This is a genomic window from Pseudomonas sp. P9_31 (assembly GCF_034008235.1).
Classification (GTDB): domain Bacteria; phylum Pseudomonadota; class Gammaproteobacteria; order Pseudomonadales; family Pseudomonadaceae; genus Aquipseudomonas.
The window spans coordinates 2,459,918-2,481,383 of the sequence record NZ_CP125375.1 but is presented as its reverse complement, the minus strand read 5'-3'; the positions used below and the strand labels follow the sequence as shown (position 1 = coordinate 2,481,383).

At 60.9% G+C, this 21,466-nt stretch carries 23 protein-coding genes and 2 pseudogenes; 12 read left to right on the top strand and 13 right to left on the bottom strand.

Annotated elements, in window-relative coordinates:
• The first annotated feature begins 175 nt into the window (after positions 1-175).
• The gene (gene ppnN, locus QMK51_RS11165) at positions 176-1,549 is read left to right on the top strand and encodes a nucleotide 5'-monophosphate nucleosidase PpnN (protein ID WP_258700148.1); all 1,374 of its coding nucleotides are present in this window, start codon (positions 176-178) and stop codon (positions 1,547-1,549) included.
• A 236-nt stretch (positions 1,550-1,785) separates the two neighbouring features.
• Here the strand turns inward: ppnN and QMK51_RS11160 are convergent, their stop codons facing one another.
• The 3 genes and pseudogenes from QMK51_RS11160 to QMK51_RS11150 all read right to left on the bottom strand — a co-directional run.
• Positions 1,786-2,145 carry a DUF6124 family protein gene (locus QMK51_RS11160; RefSeq protein ID WP_320394063.1) on the bottom strand — a complete coding sequence of 120 codons (360 nt, stop codon included), beginning with the start codon at positions 2,143-2,145 and terminating at the stop codon, positions 1,786-1,788.
• Positions 2,146-2,574: 429 nt separating this feature from the next.
• A complete protein-coding gene (locus QMK51_RS11155) occupies positions 2,575-4,002 on the bottom strand; it encodes an FAD/NAD(P)-binding protein (protein ID WP_320394062.1) in 1,428 nt (475 codons plus the stop codon).
• 132 nt (positions 4,003-4,134) lie between these two features.
• Positions 4,135-4,443 (bottom strand): annotated as a pseudogene (locus tag QMK51_RS11150) (acyl-CoA synthetase); the annotation flags it as partial.
• A 51-nt stretch (positions 4,444-4,494) separates the two neighbouring features.
• Between QMK51_RS11150 and QMK51_RS11145 the strand changes: the two are divergent.
• Positions 4,495-4,701, top strand: a pseudogene (locus QMK51_RS11145) (hypothetical protein); the annotation flags it as partial.
• On the opposite strand, the gene QMK51_RS11140 reads toward QMK51_RS11145, so the two are convergent.
• The 3 genes from QMK51_RS11140 to QMK51_RS11130 all read right to left on the bottom strand — a co-directional run bounded on the left by QMK51_RS11140 (position 4,670) and on the right by QMK51_RS11130 (position 7,063).
• Positions 4,670-5,131: an acyl-CoA dehydrogenase gene (locus QMK51_RS11140; protein ID WP_320394061.1), complete on the bottom strand. Its 462-nt coding sequence runs from the start codon at positions 5,129-5,131 to the stop codon at positions 4,670-4,672. The pseudogene QMK51_RS11145 and the gene QMK51_RS11140 overlap by 32 nt on opposite strands.
• Positions 5,132-5,141: 10 nt before the next feature.
• Entirely contained in the window at positions 5,142-6,344 is a 1,203-nt protein-coding gene (locus tag QMK51_RS11135; RefSeq protein ID WP_320394060.1) for an SfnB family sulfur acquisition oxidoreductase, read from the bottom strand.
• A 155-nt stretch (positions 6,345-6,499) separates the two neighbouring features.
• The gene (locus QMK51_RS11130) at positions 6,500-7,063 is read right to left on the bottom strand and encodes a helix-turn-helix domain-containing protein (protein ID WP_258700143.1); all 564 of its coding nucleotides are present in this window, start codon (positions 7,061-7,063) and stop codon (positions 6,500-6,502) included.
• On the opposite strand from QMK51_RS11130, the gene QMK51_RS11125 reads away from it, so the two are divergent.
• The 7 genes from QMK51_RS11125 (at position 7,058) to QMK51_RS11095 (ending at position 14,405) form a co-directional block, all read left to right on the top strand.
• On the top strand, positions 7,058-8,083 hold the full coding sequence (locus tag QMK51_RS11125; protein ID WP_320394059.1) for a DMT family transporter: 1,026 nt from the start codon (positions 7,058-7,060) through the stop codon (positions 8,081-8,083). The genes QMK51_RS11130 and QMK51_RS11125 overlap by 6 nt on opposite strands.
• A 246-nt stretch (positions 8,084-8,329) precedes the next feature.
• On the top strand, positions 8,330-11,260 hold the full coding sequence (locus QMK51_RS11120; RefSeq protein WP_320394058.1) for a monovalent cation/H+ antiporter subunit A: 2,931 nt from the start codon (positions 8,330-8,332) through the stop codon (positions 11,258-11,260).
• On the top strand, positions 11,260-11,604 hold the full coding sequence (locus tag QMK51_RS11115) for a Na+/H+ antiporter subunit C (RefSeq protein WP_007935994.1): 345 nt from the start codon (positions 11,260-11,262) through the stop codon (positions 11,602-11,604). Before QMK51_RS11120 ends, QMK51_RS11115 begins: the two co-directional genes overlap by 1 nt.
• A complete protein-coding gene (locus QMK51_RS11110; protein ID WP_320394057.1) occupies positions 11,601-13,286 on the top strand; it encodes a monovalent cation/H+ antiporter subunit D in 1,686 nt (561 codons plus the stop codon). Before QMK51_RS11115 ends, QMK51_RS11110 begins: the two co-directional genes overlap by 4 nt.
• Entirely contained in the window at positions 13,283-13,771 is a 489-nt protein-coding gene (locus QMK51_RS11105; protein ID WP_258700139.1) for a Na+/H+ antiporter subunit E, read from the top strand. Before QMK51_RS11110 ends, QMK51_RS11105 begins: the two co-directional genes overlap by 4 nt.
• The gene (locus QMK51_RS11100) at positions 13,768-14,046 is read left to right on the top strand and encodes a K+/H+ antiporter subunit F (protein WP_237881723.1); all 279 of its coding nucleotides are present in this window, start codon (positions 13,768-13,770) and stop codon (positions 14,044-14,046) included. Before QMK51_RS11105 ends, QMK51_RS11100 begins: the two co-directional genes overlap by 4 nt.
• Positions 14,043-14,405 carry a Na+/H+ antiporter subunit G gene (locus QMK51_RS11095; protein WP_258700138.1) on the top strand — a complete coding sequence of 121 codons (363 nt, stop codon included), beginning with the start codon at positions 14,043-14,045 and terminating at the stop codon, positions 14,403-14,405. The genes QMK51_RS11100 and QMK51_RS11095 overlap by 4 nt, the downstream gene beginning before the upstream one ends.
• Positions 14,406-14,530: 125 nt before the next feature.
• Here the strand turns inward: QMK51_RS11095 and QMK51_RS11090 are convergent, their stop codons facing one another.
• The 4 genes from QMK51_RS11090 to QMK51_RS11075 form a co-directional block, all read right to left on the bottom strand.
• Positions 14,531-14,968 (bottom strand): DUF3995 domain-containing protein, encoded by a 438-nt coding sequence (locus QMK51_RS11090; RefSeq protein ID WP_320394056.1) that lies wholly within the window; start codon positions 14,966-14,968, stop codon positions 14,531-14,533.
• A gap of 149 nt (positions 14,969-15,117) precedes the next feature.
• Positions 15,118-16,134, bottom strand: coding sequence for an ABC transporter substrate-binding protein (locus tag QMK51_RS11085; RefSeq protein ID WP_320394055.1), 1,017 nt, complete (start codon positions 16,132-16,134; stop codon positions 15,118-15,120).
• Between the two features lie 119 nt (positions 16,135-16,253).
• The gene (locus QMK51_RS11080) at positions 16,254-16,457 is read right to left on the bottom strand and encodes a hypothetical protein (protein WP_258700135.1); all 204 of its coding nucleotides are present in this window, start codon (positions 16,455-16,457) and stop codon (positions 16,254-16,256) included.
• Positions 16,457-16,927, bottom strand: coding sequence for a hypothetical protein (locus QMK51_RS11075; protein WP_008035847.1), 471 nt, complete (start codon positions 16,925-16,927; stop codon positions 16,457-16,459). The genes QMK51_RS11080 and QMK51_RS11075 overlap by 1 nt, the downstream gene beginning before the upstream one ends.
• 409 nt (positions 16,928-17,336) lie before the next feature.
• On the opposite strand from QMK51_RS11075, the gene QMK51_RS11070 reads away from it, so the two are divergent.
• Positions 17,337-17,585 (top strand): hypothetical protein, encoded by a 249-nt coding sequence (locus QMK51_RS11070; protein ID WP_258700134.1) that lies wholly within the window; start codon positions 17,337-17,339, stop codon positions 17,583-17,585.
• 159 nt (positions 17,586-17,744) lie between these two features.
• Positions 17,745-17,975: a hypothetical protein gene (locus tag QMK51_RS11065; RefSeq protein WP_320394053.1), complete on the top strand. Its 231-nt coding sequence runs from the start codon at positions 17,745-17,747 to the stop codon at positions 17,973-17,975.
• A 91-nt stretch (positions 17,976-18,066) separates the two neighbouring features.
• Here QMK51_RS11065 and QMK51_RS11060 read toward each other — a convergent pair whose 3' ends face one another.
• On the bottom strand, positions 18,067-18,645 hold the full coding sequence (locus QMK51_RS11060; RefSeq protein WP_258700132.1) for a hypothetical protein: 579 nt from the start codon (positions 18,643-18,645) through the stop codon (positions 18,067-18,069).
• On the bottom strand, positions 18,638-19,270 hold the full coding sequence (locus QMK51_RS11055) for a hypothetical protein (protein WP_320394052.1): 633 nt from the start codon (positions 19,268-19,270) through the stop codon (positions 18,638-18,640). The genes QMK51_RS11060 and QMK51_RS11055 overlap by 8 nt, the downstream gene beginning before the upstream one ends.
• 331 nt (positions 19,271-19,601) lie before the next feature.
• On the opposite strand from QMK51_RS11055, the gene QMK51_RS11050 reads away from it, so the two are divergent.
• Entirely contained in the window at positions 19,602-19,841 is a 240-nt protein-coding gene (locus QMK51_RS11050) for a DUF2789 domain-containing protein (protein WP_258700130.1), read from the top strand.
• A gap of 8 nt (positions 19,842-19,849) precedes the next feature.
• Here the strand turns inward: QMK51_RS11050 and QMK51_RS11045 are convergent, their stop codons facing one another.
• Entirely contained in the window at positions 19,850-21,073 is a 1,224-nt protein-coding gene (locus QMK51_RS11045) for a methyl-accepting chemotaxis protein (RefSeq protein WP_413817534.1), read from the bottom strand.
• Positions 21,074-21,466: the final 393 nt, after the last annotated feature.

Genomic DNA, 21,466 nt, shown 5'->3' with positions numbered 1-21,466 from the left:
GGGGCATTATCGCCTCCCCGAAAGATTTAGCTATGCTGGAGCGCCTTTTCGTCTTTTCATCGTCAAACGGGAGCATGGCGATACAGCGCAGTTCGTGCCATCTTCATCATGGATACACACTATTCGGATGCCATGCGCCGTTGCTGGCGGGTGACATCGTTTTAAGGATCATTGAATGACCCAACGACACGTAATCAACGCCTCGGTCAGCCCTAAAGGCAGCCTCGAAACACTCTCCCAACGTGAAGTACAGCAACTGAGCGAAGCCTCATCCGGCCTCACCTACACCCTGTTCCGCCAGTGCGCCCTGGCCATTCTCAATACCGGCGCCCACGTCGATAACGCCAAGACCATTCTGGAAGCCTACAAAGACTTCGAAATCCGCATTCACCAGCAAGACCGTGGCGTACGCCTGGAACTGCTGAACGCCCCGGCCGACGCTTTCGTCGATGGCGAAATGATCGCCAGCACCCGGGAAATGCTCTTCAGCGCCCTGCGCGACATCGTCTACACCGAAAACGAACTCGATGCCTTGAGCATCGACCTGAGCACCTCCCAGGGCATCAGCGACTACGTCTTCCACCTGCTGCGCAACGCCCGCACCTTGCGCCCCGGCGTCGAGCCGAAAATCGTGGTGTGCTGGGGCGGCCACTCGATCAACACCGAAGAATACAAATACACCAAGAAAGTCGGCCACGAACTCGGCCTGCGCAGCCTGGACATCTGCACCGGTTGCGGCCCGGGCGTGATGAAAGGCCCGATGAAAGGCGCGACCATCGCCCACGCCAAGCAGCGCATCCACGGCGGCCGTTACCTTGGCCTGACCGAACCCGGGATCATCGCCGCCGAAGCGCCGAACCCGATCGTCAACGAACTGGTGATCCTGCCAGACATCGAGAAACGCCTGGAAGCCTTCGTGCGGGTCGGCCATGGCATCATCATTTTCCCGGGCGGCGCGGGCACGGCGGAAGAATTCCTGTACCTGCTTGGCATTTTGATGCACCCGGACAACGAAGGCCTGCCCTTCCCCGTGGTCCTCACCGGGCCGAAAAGCGCCGCGCCGTATCTGGAGCAGTTGCACGCCTTCGTCGGTGCCACCCTCGGTGAAGCCGCGCAGCAGCACTACGAGATCATCATCGACGACCCGGCAGAAGTGGCGCGGCAGATGACTCAGGGCCTCAAAGCGGTCAAACAGTTCCGCCGCGAGCGCAACGATGCGTTCCATTTCAACTGGCTGCTGAAGATCGACGAAGGCTTCCAGCGCCCGTTCGACCCGACCCACGCCAACATGGCCAACCTGCAACTGAGCCGCGACCTGCCGTCCCACGAACTGGCCGCCAACCTGCGCCGCGCGTTTTCCGGCATCGTCGCCGGTAACGTCAAGGACAAGGGCATCCGCCTGATCGAAGAACACGGGCCGTACCAGATCCGTGGCGATGCCGCGGTCATGCAGCCACTGGACAAATTGCTCAAAGCCTTCGTCGCCCAGCACCGGATGAAACTGCCGGGCGGTGCGGCGTATGTGCCGTGCTACCAAGTAGTGGCTTAATACGCTCCCACACGTTGGCAAGAAACCCCGCGTGATGCGGGGTTTCGTGTTTTTGGAGACTGAGTCAGTGGGCCTCATTGTGGCGAGGGAGCTTGCTCCCGCTGGGTTGCGAAGCGACCCCAAAACCTGCAACCGCTTTTTTCTGGCACACCGCATATACCGGTTATGCGACTGCTGCGCAGCCGAGCGGGAGCAAGCTCCCTCGCCACAGATGCCTAATAACTTCAGATCCAGTGTCAGGCAGGCGGATCGAGGTTATCCAGCACCCGGTTGACGGCCAATTCACCAAGCATGACCACCTGTTGAATCCCCAACATCATGTTGCGATGTGGCATGTCCATCAACCCGGCGAACTCACTGAGCATCACGCTCGCTGACGCCAGGGATTCGCAGGCGTTGACCAGCAGGGTTTCGTTATCGACCTGTGCACCCACATGGTAAATGGTGCTGGGTTTGCGCTGGGTGTCTTTGGGGATGGGCGGTTTGAGGTAATGGTCGAGGGCGCGGTCGGCGGCTTCGTGGAGTTTTTTGGAATCGAGGGATTCGTAGGGGGATGTCGGATCGGTTTCCGGCGGGTTGGGTGTGGGTTTGATCATAGATGAAGCTCCTAGAGTCATGGAGCTGCCACGGTTCGCTGCGAGACGAAAGGAGGTGGCAGCTATACGCAGGTCGCAGACCGGGACTCTAGAACCGGCAGACCCGAAGGTCTCCCACGTACAGCCGCCATAACATGAACGAACAGGCGTACCTGTTCACGAACGGGGGATGTTGTGCGTCTAGAGATACACGGGCTGCGAGACCCGATCGCTGATTTGTCAGCGACCCGGAAACGATAGAGCCCGACCTCAAGGCGCACAAGCCGGCGGATTCTGGCGTAGTCGTAGGCAATGGCGCAAGGCTGTGTAGCCTGAGTGAGTATCTGGAGATGTCGATTAAACATCGCCTGTTTATCGGTCTCACTTCGGGTTTTGTAGTGGATGGGCTTGCTCGCGAAGAGGCCCGAAAGAACACCCTCCAACGTTCGGTCAATCCACCAATCGCGCCGCAAGAGACTTGGCCTGGCTCGCCACGTCGGTCACTGCCGTGCTCTCCCACCACATCCCGCGCAACGGTGGGCCCATGGCGAACAAACGGCTGGCGACCTGCCCGTCAGCGCTGAGTACCGCGCCATCCACCGCCGCGGCAATGCCCAACGCCAATGGCCCCGGACGCACCAGCCCGCGAGCGAGCAACTGCTGGGGCAACGGCCGCGCCACCCGGCGCCAGTCGTATTCGATGCCGCTGGAGTTGATCAGCGCCGCGCCGTGCACCACGCAGGTTTCGGCCTCGCCACGGCGACGGATGCGAATACTCACCAAACCCTCTGAAGCAGGCTCCAGCCCTTTGTACGACGCGGCATGAATCCGCAACCGCCCTTCCCCATACAGCCGCGCCACCAACTCGGCACTCAACGGCGGCGAGCGATGGTGATGGCTTTCCCACCACGGCCGCACATGCCGCACAAACTGCCGCCGCTGCACATCTGTCGCCTGACTCCACAACCGCCCGATGTGCGCCCGCACGGTGTCCAGCGGCGCTTGCCAGTCGATGCCCTGAGCGATGGCGTCGCGACAGTGCCGACGCAGTTCGCGTACCAGCTGACGCGGCGTGCGAACGCTGTGGTCCTCGGCCAGAAAATCGCTCCAGGCCGGTGGCTGCCGCCGCACATGGGGCAGCAAACCATGGCGGGAAAACACGTCGATCGGCCCGCGATGCCCGGCCTGTTCCAGCGACACCACCGCATCGACCATGGTCAGGCCGGAGCCAATGATCAGCACCGTCGACTGCGGATCGAGCTGCCGCATGGCGGCGACATCCCAAGGATCGAGCGCAGCCGCATTCAAGCCGCTGGACTCAGTCTGCGGCGTACGCGCGGCGGGAAACATCCCGGTCGCCAACACCGCGTAAGCGCCCTGCAATTGCTGCCCGTCACTCAGGCTCAGCCGTACCGAATCGTTCGACGTTTCCAGCGCAACCACCTCGGCCCGTACATGCTCGACGGTTGAGCCATTCACCGCCCCCACCGTTTGCGCCTCGGCCAGACGCTGCTGCACATAAACACCAAACAGACCGCGCGGCGGAAACAGTTCACTGACCGGCACATGCTGCTCATCGGATTCAGGCCAACCGCCGCCAGCGATGTATTCGGTCAGCCATTGGGTCAGGTCGTCGGCGTTGTCCGGATCGACGCTCATCCGCGCCGCGTTGCCGTTGAGCGTATGGCCCAGTTCGACCGCGCTGTACGCCTCGCCCCGACCGAGTTCGGCGCGGGGTTCGATCACCAGCACCTGGCGCTTGCCCGGTAAACGCAACAACTGCGCCGCCAGCATCGTGCCGCTCAGGCCGCCGCCGATGATCAGGATGTCCGCGTGACGGATGGCGTCGGTCGCCTGCCCGTTTGGGGTGTCAGTCATGGCGTTCTCACTGATCAATGTTCACTTAGATAGAAGTCGTGCATATCGCCCGTGCCAGTCACTCATCGGCGGTGCCGGGCAGTACCACTCGACCGATCCCGACATCTCCTTGACGATAATAGGCGATTGAGCTCATGCGATGTCCCGTTTGAATTCGGCGAGCCAGGTCGGCTCCGGCTGGGCGCCGGGGGTGCGGGTGGCTTGCCAGATGAAATGCAGATTGTGGAAACCCAACAAACGGCGAACGCGGTTTTTGATCAACCGCTGCAAGCCTTTCTCCGGATGGGCAATGGCCCAGTCACAGAGGCATCGGCGCCAAGTGCCTTGGGGTGCGAGGCGGCTGTCGATTTCGGCGGCGAGCAGGTGCAGGCGTTCGGCGGACAGCAGCAGCCCGGACGGCGCCACTTCACGGCGATCACGGCTGGCGCCGCCGGGGCTTTGTGCAGGGCTTCGGGATCGAGGTTGTCCGGCAATGTCAGCAGTTCGGCGCCGATGTGCCGGGCGGCCAGCGCGAGCAGCAACAGATTCGGTTCGAACGACTGGGCTCAGGTCAGTCCGTTGCAACCGGCCCTGCGACACAAGCGCCACGGCCAGTGGTTCGTCTGGCGCTGGATCGATGCCTTGCGCGATGTCGAACGGTTGGCCGATGGCTTGCGCCAGCAGGGTTTTACCGAAAATTCGCGCCTGGCCTTGAGCGGTCGTTGAGGCGGAAATTGCCGATCAAGTGAAGTTTCCAGCGCAGCGGATCGTTCAGGGAGCCCGGCAATGGCGTGCGCTGGCCGGTGAGTTCGAATTCAGCGTTGCTCACGGTGTTTAACGCATCGGCGCTGGCCAGGTGCGACTCGGCAATGGCAATCGTGATTTCTGTATCCTCCTGAGCACCATTCAGAAACACTTCGGCACGCTCGAGCAACGCGGCGGCCACTTCAATGCGAATCTGCAAGTCGCCGAAACGGCTGATCACGTAAGGGTCGTCGGTGGCCTTGGCGAGGCCACTGCCGGCCCAGGGTTGAGCCTGCTGACGAACGAAGCGCAGGGTCGCGTCGAGCAAGGTGCGAGCGTTGTGCAGGTCGTGCTGACTCTTGGCCAGGGGCTGCCCGGCGGCAATCGGTTGGGTCAAGGCGTTCATGGGTCGCTCCTCAGTTCCAGGCGTGGCGCGCGGGTTTCACGCCATTGAGCAGGTAGTTGCCGATCAGGTGGTATTTCCAGCGCGCCGGGTCGTGCAGGGTGTGCGTCCGGGCGTTGCGCCAGTGACGGTCGAGGTTGTACTTGCCGAGCACCGAGCGGGTACCGGCGAGTTCAAAGAGTTTGCTGCTGGCAAGCAAAGCGATTTCGGCAGACAGGACTTTGGCCTGGGCAACCACGACCGAGGCGCGGGCAACGTTGTCTTCATTGGGTTTGAGCAATGCAGCGTCGATGGCCTGGCCGGCCTTTTTCAGGATCGCTTCGGTACCGTGGACCCGCCATTCCAGATCGCCGATGGCGGCGATGCTGAACGGGTCCTGCCAGCCGTGATCCTGCTGGCTGTCGATCCACGGCCGGGCTTCGCGGGCGTAGCGCTTGGTTTCTTCCAGGGCACCGACGGCAATGCCGGTGTCTACGGCGGCCTGGATGATTTGCGAGATCGGGCCGTCAGCGGTGGGCTCGTCGAATGCCTTGTGGGCCGGGATCACCGCGCTCAACGGCACGTTCACCGCGCTCAGGGTCACGCCGCCGCTGGCGGTGGTGCGCTGGCCGAAACCGTCCCAGCTGTCGATCACGGTCAGGCCGGGATTGTCACGCTCGATGAAGGCGATGAACGCCTTGTTCTGTTCATCGACCGCCACCGCCGGCACGATATGCGCGAACAAGGCCCCGGTGCAGTAGAACTTCTCGCCGTCGATTTGCGCGGTGTCTTTCTCGAAACGGATACGGGTTTCGAAAGCCCCGGCGTTTTTGCTTTTGGATTCGGAGAAGGCGTTGCCGAAACGATAACCCTGCAGGACTTTGCCAAAGTAGTAGCGCTTCTGCTCTTCGGTGGCGGTTTGCAGCAGGATGTCGAGCACGCTGAGATGATTCTGCGGGATCTGGCCGAGGGACGGGTCGGCGGCGGAAATGATCTTGATCACGTCGCTGACCGTCACGTAAGACACGCCCGCGCCGCCGTATTCCTTGGGAATGGTGATGCCCCATAAACCACTGGCCGAAAACTCGTCGAGCTCGGCCACCGGCAGACGTCGCTCGCGGTCGCGAACACTGGACTCGACGGCGAAGCGGGCGGCGAGCTTGTGAGCGACGGCGATGGCCTCGGCGTCCGAGTGGATCACATGGGCAGTGTGAGGGGGTTGGGCTGAGGCTGTCATGGGCCGACTCCGGAACTCTGGTGAATGCCCAGAGCTTTTGCAGGAGTCGTGCCTGAAATTAAATTTGTTCTATTTCAATACGTTGTGAAATTTTTATAGAAACACTTGCAGCTTTAAATCAGCAAAGTGTTTATCCAGTGTTGGTCTGCAAACAGTCAGATCACCACATTGCGCACAAACCGCGCCGCCACTTCCCCATCGTTGCGATAGGAATACGGCTGGTTGCTGGCAAACATGAAGAACTCGCCGGCAGCGATCTTCTGCGGCTGATCGCCGAGCATCAGGGTCAGGCAACCTTCGAATACATAAAGCTGTTCGCTGTAGCCTTCGGCATCCGGTTGCGAGGGGTAAATTTCGCCGGGTTGCAGGCACCATTCCCATTGTTCCACCTCGCGGGTGGCGGTGGCTTTGGACAATAAAACGGCTTTGCTGCCAGGAATTTTCCCGGCCCAGGCCAACTCATTGATGCGACTTGGGTCGCGAGCATCCGGTGCCTGGATCAGGTCGCTGAACGCCACGTCCAGCGCTTCGGCCACGCGGTCGAGGGTGGTCAGGCTGACGTTCTTCTCGCCGGCCTCGATGGCCACCAGCATCCGGCGGCTGACCCCGGACTTTTCCGCCAGGGCCGTCTGGCTCATGTCGGCGGCGTGGCGCAGACGGCGGACGTTCTGGCTGACGTGCTGGAGGACCGAAGCCCGTTGGGTGGAATCTCTGTGCACTATATTGCTCACTGGGTGGTGTTGCGCAGTATACTGCCCAACTTCTGGCGCATTGTGCGTCTCCCTCAGGTGGTGCGCAAGGTCATGACGTCGGTGAACGCTTCTCACACTTCCTCCCGTTTCTCGCGGCTCAGCAAGGCTGAGTGCGTGCTGGTGCTGATCACCGTAGTCTGGGGCGGGACCTTTTTGCTGGTGCAGCACGCGATGACCGTCAGCGGGCCGATGTTCTTCGTCGGCCTGCGTTTTGCCGCGGCGGCGAGCATCGTCGCCCTGTTCTCCTGGCGTCATCTGCGCGAACTGACCCTGTTCGAACTCAAGGCCGGGGCGTTCATCGGCGTGGCGATCATGCTCGGTTACGGCTTGCAGACCGTGGGCTTGCAGAGCATCCCCAGCAGTCAGTCGGCGTTTATCACCGCGCTGTATGTGCCGTTCGTGCCGTTGCTGCAATGGCTGGTGCTGGGGCGTCGTCCGGGGTTGATGCCAAGCATCGGGATCATGCTGGCCTTTACCGGGTTAATGTTGTTGTCGGGGCCGTCCGGCGCTTCGTTCAATTTCAGCGCCGGTGAAATCGCCACACTGATCAGCGCCGTGGCGATTGCGGCGGAGATCATTCTGATCAGCACCTATGCCGGCCAGGTCGATGTGCGGCGGGTGACGGTGGTGCAACTGGCGGTGACTTCGGTGCTGGCGTTTCTGACGGTGGTGCCGACTCAGGAAGTGATTCCGGACTTTTCATGGTTCTTGTTCGGCAGCGCGTTGGGGTTGGGTGCAGCGAGTGCGGCGATTCAAGTGGCGATGAACTGGGCGCAGAAAAGTGTTTCGCCGACTCGGGCGACGCTGATTTATGCCGGTGAGCCGGTGTGGGCCGGGATTGCCGGGCGGATTGCCGGGGAGCGGCTGCCAGCGATTGCCTTGGTGGGAGCGGGGTTGATTGTGGCGGCGGTGATCGTCAGTGAGTTGAAGACCAAGGGTAAGGTTGCTGCGCCTGAAGAAGAGTTGGAGCAGGAAGCGCAGGGTTAAGCCGTAATATCTGCGTTGCTTGATAGAAAGCCATCGCGAGCAGGCTCGCTCCCACATTTGGAACGCATTACCCCTGTGGGAGCGAGCCTGCTCGCGATGGCGTCCGACGGGTTGACCTCCGTACATTGAAACAATGTGAATCAGGAATTTTCCGTTTACCTTGTAGGATTCTGCGACAGCTTGGCGTTTGGTTATCGGGGAGCTGGCACGTATGATGCCTCACAAACTTCCGCAGATTAGAAGCCTATGTCCCTGATAGTTCTACTGCTTCTGCCTTTTATCGGCAGCTGTCTGGCAGCCTTGCTGCCGCACAACGCGCGTAACACCGAATCACTGTTGGCTGGCCTGGTGGCCTTGATCGGCACCGTCCAGGTCGCCCTCTTGTACCCGCAAATCGCCCATGGCGGCGTGATCCGCGAAGAATTCTTCTGGTTACCCAGCCTGGGCCTGAACTTCGTGCTGCGCATGGACGGTTTCGCCTGGCTGTTCTCGATGCTGGTGCTGGGCATCGGCACGCTGGTTTCGCTGTACGCCCGTTATTACATGTCACCGGACGATCCGGTGCCGCGTTTCTTCGCGTTTTTCCTGGCGTTCATGGGCGCCATGCTGGGGCTGGTGATCTCCGGCAACCTGATCCAGATCGTGTTTTTCTGGGAGCTGACCAGCCTCTTCTCATTCCTGTTGATCGGCTACTGGCACCACCGCGCCGACGCGCGACGTGGCGCCTACATGGCGTTGATGGTCACCGGCGCGGGCGGTTTGTGCCTGCTGGCAGGGGTCATGCTGCTCGACCATGTGGTCGGCAGCTATGACCTGGACAAGGTCCTGGCCGCCGGCGATCTGATTCGCGCACATGCCCTCTACCCTATTCTGCTGCCCCTGATCCTGATCGGCGCCCTGAGCAAAAGCGCGCAATTCCCCTTCCACTTCTGGCTGCCCCATGCCATGGCGGCGCCGACACCGGTCTCGGCGTATCTGCACTCGGCGACGATGGTCAAGGCCGGGGTGTTCCTGCTCGCACGCCTGTGGCCGTCGCTGTCCGGCAGTGAAGAATGGTTCTACATCGTCAGCGGGGCCGGGGCTTGCACCCTGTTGCTCGGCGCTTACTGCGCGATGTTCCAGAACGACCTCAAGGGCCTGCTGGCCTACTCGACCATCAGCCATCTGGGCCTGATCACCCTGCTGCTGGGCCTGAACAGCCCGCTGGCCGCGGTGGCCGCGGTGTTCCACATTCTCAACCACGCCACGTTCAAGGCCTCGTTGTTCATGGCCGCCGGAATCATCGACCACGAAAGCGGCACTCGGGACATCCGCAAACTCAGCGGCTTGGTCAAACTGATCCCGTTCACCGCCACCCTGGCCATGGTCGCCAGCGCCTCCATGGCCGGCGTGCCACTGCTCAACGGCTTCCTGTCCAAAGAGATGTTCTTCGCCGAAACCGTGTTCATCAACGCCACGGCCTGGATCGAGATGACCCTGCCCATCGTCGCGACCATCGCCGGGACGTTCAGCGTGGCCTATTCCCTGCGCTTCACCGTCGACGTGTTCTTCGGCCCGACCGCCACCGACCTGCCGCACACCCCGCACGAGCCGCCGCGCTGGATGCGCGCGCCAGTGGAGTTGCTGGTGTTCACCTGCCTGGTGGTGGGGATGTTCCCCGCTCAAGTGGTCGGCCCGTTGCTCGCGGCGGCGGCATTGCCGGTGGTGGGCGGCACGCTGCCCGAGTACAGCCTGGCGATCTGGCACGGCTGGAACGCACCGATGATCATGAGCCTGATCGCCATGTCCGGCGGCATCGTGCTCTATCTGCTGCTGCGCAATCAGCTCAAGCGCGGGCGCTTCATGCACCCGCCGGTGATCCACCACTTCAACGGCAAGCGCCTGTTCGAGCGCAGCCTGGTGATCATGATGCGTCTGGCCCGGCGACTGGAGCGGCGGATCAGCACCAATCGCCTGCAAACCCAACTGTTTGTGGTGGTGCTCGCCGCGGTGCTGGCCGGGTTGATCCCGATGCTGCACAGCAGCCTGAGCTGGGGCGACCGGGCGAAAATTCCGGGCTCGATCGTGTTCGTGATCCTCTGGCTGCTGGCGATTGCCTGCGCCCTCGGCGCAGCCTGGCAAGCCAAATATCACCGTCTCGCGGCCCTGACCATGGTCAGCGTCTGCGGCCTGATGACCTGCGTGACCTTCGTCTGGTTCTCGGCGCCGGATCTGGCCCTGACGCAACTGGCGGTCGAGGTGGTGACCATGGTGCTGATCCTCCTCGGTCTGCGCTGGTTGCCGCGACGGATCGAAGAGGTATCACCGTTGCCGAGCAGCCTGCGCAAGGCGCGGGTGCGGCGGGTTCGCGACTTGCTGCTGTCGATCGCGGTCGGTGGCGGCATGGCGCTGCTGTCCTACGCGATGCTGACCCGTCAGACGCCCAACGATATTTCCTCGTTCTACCTCAGTCGCGCCCTGCCCGAAGGCGGCGGCAGCAACGTGGTCAACGTGATGCTGGTGGACTTCCGTGGCTTCGACACCCTCGGCGAAATCACCGTGCTGGTGGCGGTGGCCCTGGCCGTGTTCGCCCTGCTGCGACGCTTCCGCCCACCGAAAGAAAGCCTGCAACTGCCAGCCCAACAGCGCCTGCTGGCGCCCGATGTGGTCACCGATCTGGTCAACCCGCGTCACGCCAGCGACACCGCGCTCGGTTTCATGATGGTGCCAGCGGTGCTGGTCCGTCTGCTGCTGCCGATTGCGTTTGTGGTGTCGGTCTACCTGTTCCTGCGCGGGCACAACCAACCGGGTGGCGGTTTCGTCGCCGGTCTGGTGATGTCGGTGGCGTTCATCCTGCAATACATGGTCGCCGGCACCCAATGGGTCGAAGCGCAAATGAGCCTGCGCCCGCTGCGCTGGATGGGCACCGGGCTGCTGTTCGCCACCGTCACCGGGCTTGGGGCGATGGCGGCCGGGTATCCGTTCCTGACTACCCACACCTGGCATTTCGAACTGCCGCTGCTGGGCGACATTCACATCGCCAGTGCGCTGTTCTTCGACATTGGCGTGTACGCCGTGGTGGTCGGTTCGACCCTGTTGATCCTGACCGCCCTCGCTCACCAATCGGTACGCGGTCATAAAACCAACGCGCAAACCAGGCCCGTGGCCAAAGCCGTCGTCACGCAAGGAGCCATTTGATGGAAGAAGTCATCGCAATCGCCATCGGTGTGCTGGCCGCGTCCGGCGTGTGGCTGATACTGCGGCCACGGACGTTCCAGGTCGTCATGGGCCTGTGCCTGCTGTCCTACGGCGTCAACCTGTTCATCTTCAGCATGGGCAGCCTGTTCATCGGCAAGGAGCCGAACATCAAGGACGGCGTGCCTCAGGATTTGCTGCACTACACCGACCCGCTGCCGCAAGCACTGGTGCTGACCGCGATCGTCATCAGCTTCGCCATGACCGCGCTGTTCCTGGTGGTGCTGCTCGCCTCCCGGGGCCTGACCGGTACCGACCATGTGGATGGCCGGGAGCCTAAAGAATGATGGCGATGACCCACCTGATCGTCGCACCGATTCTGCTGCCGCTGCTGACCGCCGCCGTGATGCTGATGCTGGGCGAGAAACACCGCCCGTTAAAGGCCAAAATCAACCTTTTCTCCAGCCTGCTGGGGCTGGGCATTGCCGTGATGTTGCTGCAATGGACGCAAACCACCGGCGTGCCCGGCTCCATCGGCGTGTACCTGCCGGGCAACTGGCAGGCGCCATTCGGCATCGTGCTGGTGGTCGATCGCCTGTCGGCGTTGATGCTGGTGCTGACCGGGATCATCGGCGTCAGCGCGCTGCTATTCGCCATGGCCCGTTGGGACGGGGCCGGTTCAAGCTTCCACGCGCTGTTCCAGATTCAGTTGATGGGCCTGTACGGCGCCTTCCTCACGGCAGACCTGTTCAACCTGTTCGTGTTTTTCGAAGTGCTGCTCGCCGCCTCTTACGGGCTGATGCTGCACGGTTCGGGCCGGGCGCGGGTGTCGTCGGGGCTGCATTACATCTCGATCAACCTGCTGGCCTCGTCGCTGTTTCTGATTGGCGCGGCGCTGATCTACGGCGTCACCGGCACGCTGAACATGGCCGACCTGGCGCTGAAGATCCCGCTGGTGCCGGAGGCCGATCGCGGCTTGCTGCATGCCGGTGCGGCAATTCTGGCGGTGGCGTTCCTGGCCAAGGCCGGGATGTGGCCGCTGAACTTCTGGCTGGTGCCGGCCTATTCCGCGGCCAGCGCGCCAGTGGCGGCGATGTTCGCGATCATGACCAAGGTTGGCGTCTACACCTTGCTGCGCCTGTGGACGCTGCTGTTCTCCGGCCAGGCCGGGGCATCCGCGTACTTCGGTGGCGACTGGCTGATCTACGGCGGCATGGCGACCATCGTCTGCGCCGCCGTGGCGATCCTCGCCGCGCAACGCCTGGAACGCATGGCCAGCCTGAGCATTCTGGTGTCGGCCGGCATCCTGTTATCGACCATCGGTTTCGCCCAGCCGAACCTGATCGGCGCGGCGTTGTTCTATCTGGTCAGCTCGACCCTGGCCTTGAGTGCACTGTTCTTGCTGGCCGAGTTGATCGAGCGTTCGCGTTCGGCCAACGAAATGCCTCTGTTCGATGACGGCGAGCTGCTGCCACGGCCTCTGGAGTCCTTGCAGCCACCCAAAGGCATCAACCTCGATGACGACCAGAAAGTCGTGGTCGGCCAAGTGATTCCCTGGACCATGGCCTTCCTCGGTCTGAGCTTCATCGCCTGCGCCTTGCTGATCATCGGCATGCCGCCACTGTCCGGGTTTATCGGCAAACTCAGCCTGCTCAGCGCCCTGCTCAATCCGCTGGGCCTGGGTAATGGCGGCGACGAACCGGTTTCGAACGGTGCGTGGGGTTTGCTGACGTTGTTGATCCTGTCCGGCCTGGCCTCGTTGATCGCTTTCTCGCGTTTGGGCATCCAGCGTTTCTGGGCCCCGCAAGAGCGTCCGTCACCCTTGCTGCGCCGCCTGGAATGCGTGCCGGTCGTCGTTCTGCTGGGGCTGAGCATTGCGCTGACGTTCAAGGCTGAACCGCTGCTGCGTTACACCCAAGCGGCTGCGCAGGCGCTGAATAATCCTCAGCCATACGTGATGGCGGTGCTTGGCACCCGTGCAATTGCGAGCCCGCAAGCCAGCGCAGCACGGGTGGAGGAGCAACCATGAAGCGTCTGTTTCCTGCACCGTGGTTGTCGTTGGCGCTGTGGCTGTTGTGGCTGGTGTTGAACCTGTCGATGAGCCCCGGCAATGTGCTGTTGGGCGCGGTACTTGGTATCTGTGCGCCGCTGATGATGCGCAAACTGCGGCCGCTGCCGATTCGCATACGTCGCCCCGGGGTGATCCTGCGTTTGTTCTTGCTGGTCGGACGCGATGTGCTGGTGTCCAACCTCGCCGTGGCCTGGGGCGTGCTCAATGCCGGGCGGCGCGCACCTCGCTCGCGGTTCATCAAGGTGCCGCTGGACTTGCGCGATGCCAACGGCCTGGCAGCGCTGTCGATCATCTGCACGGTGATTCCCGGCACGGTCTGGTCGGAGCTGGCACTGGATCGCAGCATTCTGTTGCTGCACGTTTTCGATCTGGATGACGAAAGCCAATTCATCCAGCACTTCAAGGCGACCTACGAGCGCCCCTTGATGGAGATCTTCGAATGAGCGCATTGCTGTCAAACGCGATCCTGCTGAGTCTGTTCCTCTTTTCGGTGGCGATGATTCTGACCCTGATCCGCCTGTTCAAGGGCCCGTCGGCCCAAGACCGGGTTCTGGCCCTGGATTACCTGTACATCGTCGCCATGCTGATGATGCTCGCGCTAGGCATCCGTTATGCCAGCGACACTTACTTCGAGGCGGCGCTGCTGATTGCCCTGTTCGGCTTCGTCGGCTCGTTTGCCCTGGCCAAATTCCTGCTGCGCGGCGAGGTGATCGAATGAGCACTGAACTGTCTTTGTGGGTGGAAATTGCGGTGGCGATTCTGCTGGTGCTCAGCAGCCTGTTTGCGCTGATCGGCGCGGTCGGGTTGCTGCGAATGAAGGATTACTTCCAACGCATGCACCCACCGGCACTGGCTTCGACCTTGGGCGCGTGGTGCGTGGCACTGGCGTCGATCATTTATTTTTCGGCGCTCAAGTCAGGGCCGGTGCTGCATGCCTGGCTGATTCCGATTCTGTTGTCGATCACCGTGCCGGTGACCACGCTGCTGCTGGCCCGGGCGGCGCTGTTTCGCAAGCGCATGGCCGGGGATGATGTGCCGGCGGAGGTGAGTAGTCGGCGTACGGAAAGTGGGAGTTAAGTTCAGAAGTTTTTGTTGATTGGGCGGGCCTCATCGCGAGCAGGCTCGCTCCCACAGGGATTTTGTGAACACTGAAGATCCAATGTGGGAGCGAGCCTGCTCGCGATGGCGATAGTCAGGTCGGCTCAAATCCAGGCCACTGCCAACAATCCGGCTCCCAACACCACACACAATGGCGAATAGGCCCAAGTATCCAGCCGGGCAAACTTGGAGTCCTTGACCTGCTTGAAGAACCCCATCAAATTCGAATCGCCGATCGCCCGGGCGAACATCAGCATGGCGATCGCGCTGATCACCCATTGCAACGACCAGTGATGCACCGTGGGCAGGTACAGCCCGACCCGCAGGCACACCAGCATCGCGATCAGCAGCAAACCCACCGCCACCAGCAACGTGGCAAAACCCGACGGCTTGAATGCGGGCCTGGATGCCTCCCCGCCCTCCCCGGGTACGCGCGGCACCGCTGCCTCGCTGCCCCACTTGCCACCTGCGGCCCAATACAGGTGGACCAGGCTGATGAATAAAAAAATTGCAGCAATCCATTGCGCGACCAATAGGCTCATATTCAGACATCCGGTGTGAAATGTTGCAGCAGGATGAACTTCATTGGGTGTTTTTGTAAGGGCATTCGTTATCGACGGTAGCTCGGCTGCACGCGCGCGCCTACGGGCTTTATGTACATCCGGGAATTCCCGCGTGTACATAAATCGGTTCATTTCAACTCGGCAGAGACTTTGTCCGCCACTTCCTTGGGCACCCAGGCTTGCCACACCTGCGGGTACGCCTTCATGAACGCCTGCGCCGCCTGGCGTGGCGGGGTGTGTTTTTCGCTCATGTCCGCCAGGGCCTTGTTCAACGCCTCGATCGGCAAATCGACCTTGCTGAAGAACTCGACTATCTGCGGGTACTGTTTCTGAAAAGGCGCGGACACGCCGATGGACAGCTTCGAGGGCAGCGAGCGAGTCGGTTTCGGGTTGGGGTTATCGGCTTCGGTCAGGGTTTTCCAGGCTTCGGCGTCGAACGGCGGCTCTTGCAGCTGAATCAATTTGAAGCGGCCGAGCAACGGCGTCGGAGACCAGTAATAGAACAGGACCGGCTTGCCGCGACGAATCGACGAACTGATCTCCGCATCCAGCGCCGCCCCCGAACCACTGCGAAAGTTCACGTAGCTGTCGTCCAGCCCATACGCCTTGAGCTTCTGTTTGTTGACCACTTCCGAGGTCCAGCCGATCGGGCTGTTGAGGAAGCGCCCCTTGCTCGGGGTTTCCGGGTCTTTGAACACGTCCTTGTAGCGCGGCAGATCGCTGACACTGCGCAGGCCCGGCGCCAGCGGCTTGATGCCCTTGGCCGGGTCGCCCTTGATCACATACTCCGGCACCCACCAGCCCTCGGTGGCGCCCTTGACCGTATCGCCCAGGCTCGCGACTTTGCCCTCGGCCTCAGCCTTGACCCAGACCGGACTGCGGCCCGCCCACTCTTCGCCAATGACCTGAATGTCATTGTTGGCCAGTGCGGTTTCCAGGGTAATGGTCGTTCCCGGCAAGGTGTCGGTCGGCAAGCCGTAGCCCTTCTCGACGATGATCCGCAAAGTCTCGGTGATCAGGCTGCCGCTTTCCCAGTTCAGGTCGGCGAAGTGGATCGGCGCCTGGGCAGCGAACACCGAAACGGGTGAAGCCAACACGCCGAACGTGGCCAGGGTAGCGGCCAGTAACCGTCGAAATCCCTTCATGCTCTTGCACCTCGCGCTGTTCACAGCAATAGCAGGATGGCCTGACAAAGAAGACCGCAAGCCTCTGAATACTCAGTCAACTGACTGTAGTAGAGGTTTCTGCTTTCGAGGGGCGAGGATTATTTTTCAGAAGGTTCCTGCAAGCGCGCGAGCTCTCTTCTGACCATGCTGGCGTACGCCGCCGGACGCAGCAGGTAGATCTGTGATGCCACCCAACTCAGCCAGGTTCCCTGCAAAACAACCTTCTGGTCAAACAGCCGCTGAGCCTCGGCTCGGGCGCTGGCCTGGTTCTGTTCGTGGAAATCGGCGCGGGTCAGGGTCATTACTCGCTGGCCTTGAAGGTCACCAGTTCGCCCTTGCGCCACTTGGCGGCTTTGGCGGTCACGGCCTTCAGGGTTTTGGTCAGGCCTTCCTGCAACTGTTGGTGGGCCGCGAACACCATCACCACGCTATGACCTTCCTTGAACACAATGCCATGGCCGTCTGCGGTGGTCACGAACGCGTAATCCCCCAGTCCGTACACCGTGAGCTTGATTTCGCGGAACTTGATGTCCAGTTTGCCACCTTCGCGACTGGGCAACACCGAGGCGCTGAAATGATCGCCGACCTTGAGTTTAAGCCCAGGCTTGTCATCCACCACCAGCGCTGATTCGGTGTCGATCTCGGCAATGTAAATGCCTTCAGCGTTCTGTTCGGTGATGTAGACGAAACGTGACTGAAACTGCTTAACCAGCTTTGCGCGCAAATCACCCAGTACGAACAAAGCATGCATATCGAGATTACTTACTGCCAAGGAAACATCCCCACATCTGAAATGATGCCGTACGCAGGAAACGCGCACAGCAGAAAAAAGCGGCAATGCCGAGGTGTAGCCAAATGACCCGGGTCGAATCCTGGAATGAGCAGAGGGCCCATTCATCGCGAGGTTTGAGAAGATTACTGGAACATCCCTCACGTCGTCTTGCCTGGCAGTCGTCAGAGGTTGAAGGAAAACGCCTTTCTGACGGCCAGAGAAAACCGGACTACCAACTTTAGGGAAAAACCTCTTTAAAAGAAGCACTTTTCCGACATATCGCCAGTAAAAAATTGCTTTAGATGGGCATCAATCGCCAACCAGTGACGGCAATTCTAGAGCAGCGACGCTCACCGAGACTACCCAAAACAACGTACACACGTCGGTAAAACCACGAAAAGGACTTCATATGTGCACACTGACTCACTTCGTCCTGCCTCAGGCACGGAACAAAAACGACTCGTCACCTCTGCATTCGAGGGTGCTCCGGCAACAGGATTTCCTCCCTGAAGAGTGTCTGTTCCCGCGTTTTCAGGTGGTACTGGCCGGCAATGCCTTTTTTCACATCAGGGAAATATCCACCGGCCGTGTCAGAGGTTTCCGCGGCAACCATAATGATGCCTGCGCCCTTGCCCGTTCACTCGAGTCATACAGCTGACGCGCCTTGCAGCCCGCATTTCTATAGACGTTTCGTCACGCCGGTGACTTAACTCAGCCGCCGGCAGGCAACTACTGCCATACTGCCCGACCAATGAAACCCGTCCCCAGGGCGGACGGCGTTCAACACAACAGAATATTTCCAAGGGAAGACTGCTACGTGACGGAATTTGATATCGGTGAATTTTTTATCCGGGGCGAAGCCAGAGAGGTCGACGGCGAATTCCAGGCAGTCATTATCATGCGCACCAAACCACCGTTGACCACTGTGACGTATCACCAGGTCGAGAAGGATCGCTGGTTCAAGACCGCGGATGTCGCGGCCATTGCCGCCCAGGATGCCGCGAAAGCCCTGAAGCTTGCCGTCGATGAGGGGGCGTTGAACGCCTGAGATGGGAGTGGATAACGCAGCAGGTCAAGCCTGAGAATGTCTGCGGCGTGCCAGCCTTGTGCAGATAGCACGCCTTAATCTCGACAACCGGTCAGATCAGCTTGCGCTTGACCGCTTCATCCAGCGTGCTTTGGGTCAGGTGTTTGAGCACCGCGTCCCCACGCTCATTGAACGGCAAGCCGACAATCAGCAAAATCTGCATCCAGGTACGCGTGCTTTCCTGTTTGACGATTTTGCCCAGCAGGTTGCCTTCCCGATCCTTGAACACCGTTTCCAGCGTGAAGGTGTTGCTGAACGTTGTCGGGATCACGAAGAACGTGAAGCCTGTCAGCCAGGCGCTCGCGATATTTCCCTGCTCGTTATTGGTCAACGTACTCGTCACGTACAGGTTCGAGTCGACCTTGTCCGTGGTCACGTTCTTGAACTGCCCGGACGCCTTGAAGGTTTCCAGCATATTCTGTTCCACCAGCGCCGCATTGCCGACACCACCCGACAGTTCGCCGTTGAACTGCTGCTGGGTGGTCACGTGCAGATAAGCACTGGGCTTGTCCTGCCGGGCCTGCGCTGGCGGCCACTGGTCCACCGGCGCCAATTCATGTTGGGAATAGGAAATGCAGCCGGTCAGGGTGCTGCTGACCAAAAGCAGCAAAACCAGAAGATATTTACTCATGAGCAGCCAGTTCCTTTGACGGTGTACGCAATTGAGGGGTGGCACTGGCCAGCAGTTGAGCGATCAGGTCGCGCAACTGGGCACCGCCCAGGCGTGGATTGAGGTAGTCGGCGTTCCACATACCGACATTCTTGTCGAGCTTGACCTGCTCGACCGACCTGGCCAGTTGCTTGCCCTGACGGTCTTCGATGATCAGTTCGCCGGCGAGGTCGTATTTGTCGACGTAAATCGGCCCGTCGACCCAGATCCAGATAGTCAACGTCACCAGCGCGCCGGGGATGTAAGCCGGGTGCATGGTACGTTTGCCTGCCAGTGAGGTCAGGTTGAACTTGAGCACCACGTCGTCTTCGCCCGCCTTGGCCGGGAACACCACGATTCGCTTGAAGTAGTCGCTTTTATCGACATAGGCGCTGACCTGCTCGGTCAGTTGTCGGCTGCCGGCGACGCGCACCTTGTCGTCCAGGTCGGGAGCGGAAATCACCACGTCGCTGATCTCGGCACTGCGATCGAGGGTGGACGGCGCAGGGTTCAAGGGTTCGCCAATGGGCCCCAGCGGTGTGAAAGACACACAGCCAGTCAACGACAGGCCAAGTGCGATGGCCATCAGATAAACAAGACGCTTCACTGCTTACATCCTTTTCTGCGGGATCGGGGGTGGGTCGACTCGAAAGAAATCACGCAAGGGATGGGCAAATCAGCAGCGCAAGGCGCTAAACCCGAGACGACAACATCCATGTGCGGACTCTTTGAGTGGCGGCTTGATGACGCCAAAAATGCGACGGCATCGTAATCGCTGAAACAACGACAAGCAATAGCTCATTGCCATCATTGGTGGCGAGTCCGCAGAAAGCTGCTAAAACCCTATCGAACACTTGGCGTGCGGCTCCCTCAGATGCAATGAAGCCGCACCTCGGATCTCGCACCCGAGGCGACTGATTATCTGCAAGGAGATGAAGATGGATTCACCCACACATGACTTGAAAGGCTTGTTCGACCAGCTCGGTCTGGACTCCAGCGAAAAGGCCATCGACGATTTCATTGCAAGTCATTCACCCATGCCCGATGACAAGAAACTCATCGATGCCGAGTTCTGGACCCCGCAACAAGCCGGCTTCCTCAAGGAACAACTGCGTGAAGACGCCGATTGGGCCCATGTGGTCGACGACCTGAACCTGCGCATGCACCAGATCCACTAGCCACGGGTTCAGCGAGGACGTTCCGGTTTGTAACCCAGGCGCAAACCACCCCAATGCCGGCCCTTGAGCATGATCGGCACCGAGAGATCGTGCATCAGTTCACCGGTGTCGCGGGTGTAGGTCTGCAACAGCACGGCCTGCTGATGGCTGCCACAGCGAACCCCGGTGCGGTCGGCAAACTTGCGCTTGGTGCGGTTTTGCAGGGTATCGACCTGTACATCACCGGTCAGCGGCTGGCTGAACACGGTGTTGTGGGTCGGCACATAACCCTGCTGCGTGCAGGCGATGGCGAACACCAGGCCTTCATGACGCGGCAGCAACGGTTCCTGAATCGCCGGCAATACCTGATCGGTGTAGCGGTCGAAACGGGTCTGGTATTTGGCCGGGCTGGTGTTGGGGATCACCTGGTAATTGCGATCAAACAGATCATCGAGGCTGATCCGGCCCTGATCGACATCCGCTTCAAAACGCGCCGCAATCTGGCTCGCCCCTTCGCGGGCCAAGTCGTAAATCCGCTGATGGTAATCATCCAGTCCAACTTCGGCGAGGCGTTCGCTGATGGTTTCAGCCTGCCCTTCCATCTGCACCGCCGCCAGGGCCAGACGCTGGGTTTGCTGGTCGCTGATCGCCAGATCGCTGCGCATCTGCTCGATGGCGTGGAACAGACTGTCGAGCTGTTCTCGGTTGGTGTCCGCGCCTTGGGCGATTTCCCCGACCTGCCTTTCGACGCCGTCGGTCAGACGCGCGATGTTTTCCAGGTGCTGCCCCGTGTGCTCGACCTGCGCGACGCCGGTATTCAGATCGCTGGCCAGTTGACGGATCTGCTCCACCACTTGCGCCGTGCGTTGTTGAATATCGGCGACCATCTCCCCGACTTCACCGGTTGCTGTCGCCGTGCGCGCGGCCAGCCCCCGCACCTCATCGGCCACCACCGCAAAACCGCGACCGTGCTCGCCGGCCCGTGCCGCCTCGATGGCCGCGTTCAGCGCCAACAAGTTGGTCTGGCTGGCGATGGACTGGATCACCAGCGTTACCCGCTGGATATCGTCGCTGCGCAGGCTCAGGGCTTCGATCAGCTCACGGCTGCTGCTGGCGCGCTGACTGAGTTGATGCATGCGCGCGATGGACTCAACCAGTTCCGTGCGCCCTGCCGCGCTGCTCTGATGGGCTTCGCTGGCCGCGCTCAAGGCTTCCCGGCTAAGTTTCGATGTCGCGTGTTCGGTGGCGATCATCACTTCGGCGTTGCTGACAATCTGCGCCGCGGCGCCGAGTTGCGATTGCAGTTTGTCGGCCAGTTGCTTGACCGAAAAGGCCACGCTGGCAGCCGACAAAGCGTTATGACTGGTGGTATAGGAAAGATCGCGAGTCAACCCGGTGATGGCGCTGGTGCTGTCTGCGGGGGCTGCCGAAGGGAGGGTGCGCGAGCGCAGGCGCGGCAGCCAAATAATCAGCACGGCCAATGGCAGGCCAAGGTAAAGCGACCAGCCCGCCAATGCCATGCCGCATAGCAACAGCGTCAGGGCGATGCTTTGCAAGGTCGGCGTGAGCCACAGGTTTTTCGGCAAAAGTACGGCTGCAGGCACTGCCCCAGCCAGAGACCCGTCTCGCGTCATCGATTGTCACCC

Excerpts from the sequence above, each read along its gene's own strand:
- ppnN (WP_258700148.1), top strand. The coding sequence starts at position 176 with ATGACCCAACGACACGTAATCAACGCCTCGGTCAGCCCTAAAGGCAGC.
- QMK51_RS11160 (WP_320394063.1), bottom strand. The coding sequence starts at position 2,145 with ATGATCAAACCCACACCCAACCCGCCGGAAACCGATCCGACATCCCCC.
- QMK51_RS11155 (WP_320394062.1), bottom strand. The coding sequence starts at position 4,002 with ATGACTGACACCCCAAACGGGCAGGCGACCGACGCCATCCGTCACGCG.
- QMK51_RS11140 (WP_320394061.1), bottom strand. The coding sequence starts at position 5,131 with ATGAACGCCTTGACCCAACCGATTGCCGCCGGGCAGCCCCTGGCCAAG.
- QMK51_RS11135 (WP_320394060.1), bottom strand. The coding sequence starts at position 6,344 with ATGACAGCCTCAGCCCAACCCCCTCACACTGCCCATGTGATCCACTCG.
- QMK51_RS11120 (WP_320394058.1), top strand. The coding sequence starts at position 8,330 with ATGTCCCTGATAGTTCTACTGCTTCTGCCTTTTATCGGCAGCTGTCTG.
- QMK51_RS11115 (WP_007935994.1), top strand. The coding sequence starts at position 11,260 with ATGGAAGAAGTCATCGCAATCGCCATCGGTGTGCTGGCCGCGTCCGGC.
- QMK51_RS11110 (WP_320394057.1), top strand. The coding sequence starts at position 11,601 with ATGATGGCGATGACCCACCTGATCGTCGCACCGATTCTGCTGCCGCTG.
- QMK51_RS11105 (WP_258700139.1), top strand. The coding sequence starts at position 13,283 with ATGAAGCGTCTGTTTCCTGCACCGTGGTTGTCGTTGGCGCTGTGGCTG.
- QMK51_RS11100 (WP_237881723.1), top strand. The coding sequence starts at position 13,768 with ATGAGCGCATTGCTGTCAAACGCGATCCTGCTGAGTCTGTTCCTCTTT.
- QMK51_RS11095 (WP_258700138.1), top strand. The coding sequence starts at position 14,043 with ATGAGCACTGAACTGTCTTTGTGGGTGGAAATTGCGGTGGCGATTCTG.
- QMK51_RS11090 (WP_320394056.1), bottom strand. The coding sequence starts at position 14,968 with ATGAGCCTATTGGTCGCGCAATGGATTGCTGCAATTTTTTTATTCATC.
- QMK51_RS11085 (WP_320394055.1), bottom strand. The coding sequence starts at position 16,134 with ATGAAGGGATTTCGACGGTTACTGGCCGCTACCCTGGCCACGTTCGGC.
- QMK51_RS11080 (WP_258700135.1), bottom strand. The coding sequence starts at position 16,457 with ATGACCCTGACCCGCGCCGATTTCCACGAACAGAACCAGGCCAGCGCC.
- QMK51_RS11070 (WP_258700134.1), top strand. The coding sequence starts at position 17,337 with ATGTGCACACTGACTCACTTCGTCCTGCCTCAGGCACGGAACAAAAAC.
- QMK51_RS11060 (WP_258700132.1), bottom strand. The coding sequence starts at position 18,645 with ATGAGTAAATATCTTCTGGTTTTGCTGCTTTTGGTCAGCAGCACCCTG.
- QMK51_RS11050 (WP_258700130.1), top strand. The coding sequence starts at position 19,602 with ATGGATTCACCCACACATGACTTGAAAGGCTTGTTCGACCAGCTCGGT.
- QMK51_RS11045 (WP_413817534.1), bottom strand. The coding sequence starts at position 21,073 with ATGATCGCCACCGAACACGCGACATCGAAACTTAGCCGGGAAGCCTTG.